This is a genomic window from Micromonospora sp. 15K316 (assembly GCF_004348525.1).
Classification (GTDB): Bacteria; Actinomycetota; Actinomycetes; order Mycobacteriales; family Micromonosporaceae; genus Micromonospora.
In genome coordinates this window covers 1-2,982 of sequence record NZ_SMKG01000371.1, presented here as the reverse complement: position 1 = coordinate 2,982, position 2,982 = coordinate 1, and the positions used below count along the sequence as shown (strand labels likewise).

The 2,982-nt window shown below is 74.3% G+C and carries 3 protein-coding genes and 1 pseudogene; 1 reads left to right on the top strand and 3 read right to left on the bottom strand.

What is annotated here, in order from left to right:
• Together E1211_RS31515 and E1211_RS31510 are read right to left on the bottom strand one after the other, a co-directional pair.
• The coding region (locus E1211_RS31515; RefSeq protein ID WP_132353799.1) for a hypothetical protein at positions 1–1,084 on the bottom strand (1,084 nt) is incomplete at its 3' end.
• 99 nt (positions 1,085–1,183) lie between these two features.
• The gene (locus E1211_RS31510; RefSeq protein ID WP_132353797.1) at positions 1,184–1,669 is read right to left on the bottom strand and encodes a hypothetical protein; all 486 of its coding nucleotides are present in this window, start codon (positions 1,667–1,669) and stop codon (positions 1,184–1,186) included.
• Between the two features lie 176 nt (positions 1,670–1,845).
• Between E1211_RS31510 and E1211_RS31505 the strand changes: the two genes are divergently transcribed.
• Positions 1,846–2,439, top strand: a complete 594-nt coding sequence (locus E1211_RS31505; protein ID WP_132353795.1) for a hypothetical protein — start codon at positions 1,846–1,848, stop codon at positions 2,437–2,439.
• 191 nt (positions 2,440–2,630) lie between these two features.
• Here E1211_RS31505 and E1211_RS33640 read toward each other — a convergent pair.
• Positions 2,631–2,982, bottom strand: a pseudogene (locus E1211_RS33640) (hypothetical protein); the annotation flags it as partial.

The following is a 2,982-nucleotide window of genomic DNA, read 5'->3' as shown; positions in this document are numbered from 1 at the left end:
GCGACGCGGGCGCGGCGGGCGCGGCCGGTGCCACGCCGGGGCGGGAACCGCCACCCGCGCCTCCGGTCGCCGAGCTGCCGCTCGACCCGCCGGCCGTCGTTCGCGGGCCGGTCGACGCCGGCTCGGCACCGCCGCCGGAGGTGCCTCCGGGCGCCGGGGCGCTGGTGGGCGCGTCCGGCCCGCCACCGGGCGCGCCGGACGCCGGGGTGAGGGTCGGGATGACCGCGCCGATCCCCATCGGCAGCTCGACGGCGCGCGCGGCGTCCGCCTCGGCCCGGTACAGCGGGACGCTCTCCTCCGAGCCGTAGGCGCCGGCGGTCAGCGTCGCGAACGCCGCAGCGGCGACGGCGGCGACCGCGGTGACGCGACGGTCGGGTCGCCGCGCGGTCAGCGGGGCCTGCCACGGTTCGACCGGCACCGGTGGCATCGGACGGTCGCGGTGGTGGGTGGCGAGCAGAGCGTCGAGTTCGGCGACGATGTCGTCCCGGCGGCCGGCGGCGGAGGCGAGGGCCAGGGCGAGGTAGAAGCGGGTGTTCGCCACGACGGCGGCCGGCACCCGGAGCCCGGCGAGCCGGCCGGGCCGGCTCGGGTGCAGGAGGGTGAGCGGCACGTCCGGGTGGTGGGCGGGCGCGGCGAGGTCCGCGTACCACCACTCGCGCCGGACGTCACGGCCGGCGAACGCCACCCGGTGGCTGGTGACGACGGCGACGCCGGTGTCCGCGACCCGCAGGCCCTTCGGCAGGGTACGGCTCGACGGGTCGTGCGGGCCGACGCTGAGCGCGGGCTGCGGCAGTCCCGGTACGTGCCGGGCCACCGCCTCGATCAGCTCCGCGGCGGGGATGATCCGGAAGACGAGTTCGTACGGGTCGAGCTCGACGGGCAGCCCGGTGCGGGGCTCGGTGCAGCCGAGGAAGGTGGTCGCCTCGATCCGCTGCCGGGTCAGCATGTCGACGCGGTGGCGCCACGTCTCGAGCTCGGCGTGGTGGACGCGCCGGCGTCGGTCGTTCTCGCGGTCCGCCCAGGCGACGCGCCAGGTCGGCAGCGCGCTCGCCGGTACAAGGGTGCCGGGTGATGTGGTGGTCACGCGCGGTACAACCGCCCGCGTAGGCGACAGGACACGCGCGAGGGATCGATGCTTCCCTTTATTCCCTTAAGAGAGATTTGGTCGTCACGGCAGGGACCGTCAGGAGATGACCCGTTGTGGGTACGCCTCGATCTCCCGCGCCCACTGCTCGGCCGCGACGGCGAGGGCGTCGGCGGAGACGGTCAGCGCAAGCGGGTACACCGCGCTCAGCGGGCGGCGCATCCACGGGGGCAGCGACTCGTGGGAGAACTCCACTGTCAACTCCACCCGGCGGCGCCGGATGACGCGCGTACGGAACGCGAGGTTCGGCTCGGTGAACCGCAGCAGCGCCGGCAGCGCCGTGGGCGCGGCCCCCAGTTCGGCCTGCAGGTGCAGCCAGTCGGCGAGGATTCCCGCCTCGGCGACCGTGAGGCAGGGGTTGCAGTGGGACCACGCCTGACCGTCCGCGGTCCGGGCGTCCGCCTCGATGAGGAGCCAGTCGTCCCAGCCCGCCGCCTGTTCGGCGTCGACCGGCGGCTCGATGCCCGGCTGGTAGCCGATCGGCCGGATCCTCAGCCGCGCACCGTCGTCGGAGCGCATCTCCATACGCCCCATCATCTAGGACAGAGGTGCTATTAGTGGCCAAAACGGACGCATGATCCGCTGTACCGGCCGCACGGCGCGACCCGAGAGAGCCCGGAGCAGGCTCGGGGGCGCCGACTCCGGGGCGGTTACGGGGAGACCCCGATGCCCGCCGCGCACCGCTCGGCCAAGCTGGAAGAATGACTGTCGCCAATACCCGGGTCACCGTACGGCCGGTGTCCAGGACGCGGCTCGCCGCCGTCACCGCGCCACTCCTGCTCCTGTTCTACGGAGTCAGCCGTCTCGCCGACGGCCTCGACGGAGATCGTGGCCCCGGCCTGGCGTGGAACATCGGCCACACCAGCTTCCTGATCTCGATAGTCGCCTTCGCCGTCCTGGCCGTGGAGCTGCGCAGAATGCTGCTGGCCGCCGCGCCGCGCCTGCGTACGCTCACCGACGCCGCCACCGCCACGGCGCTGGTCGGTGCCGCGAGCTTCCTCTGGGTGATCCTCGGTGACCTCTTCGCCGGCTTCGCCGAGGCGGCGCCCCTGCCGGATCCCCTCTTCATCGCCGGGCCGATGCTCTTCCAACTCGGCCTGCTGACGCTGCTCGTGCTGGCCGCCACCGTCCGGCCCCGCCGGCTGCCGCGCTGGGCCCCGCCGCTGGTCCTGGTCGGTTTCCTGGCGCTCGCGGCGAACCTCGACCTGCTGCCGGTCGGCGCGGCGCTCATCTTCGCCGGCCTGCTACCGCTGCGCCCGCACCCCGACCCGCACCACGTGCCCGACCCCGACTGATCCCACCGCGGCCAGGACGACCGCGACCGGCTCGACCGAGGTCCGGGGCGACAGCGACCGAGAGCCTGATGCCTCTGCGGCATATTCATGACCCAGAGGCATCAAACCCGCATGCGACCCGTGGCCCTCCTCAGCAGGTTCGGCCCGAGCGAGCCGAGCGGCACCCACTCCTCGAACCCACGCTCGGCCGATCAGGTCCAGACCGTGCGGCGCACTCCCCGGTGCTCGGCGCAGGCGTTGCGGGAACCACCGGTCAGGCTCACCACGCCGTCGCGGCACTGCACCAGGTAGCCCCGGCCGGCCCAGAACTCCTGGGCGCAGTCGAAGTGGTCGCAGATCTCGGCGGCCGGCTCGCGGATCCGGTCGCCGCCGCAGAAGTCGTACCCCATCGGGTTGCGTGGGGCACCGCAGAGCCCTTCGCCCTTCGGGGACGGTGAGGAGCTGGTGCGCTTCGGCTTCGGTTTCGCCGAGGTCGGGGCGGCCGGTCCGGCCTTGGCCAGCACGGGAGCCGCCGGACCGGCCGGGGGCGCGGCGCTCGGGGTG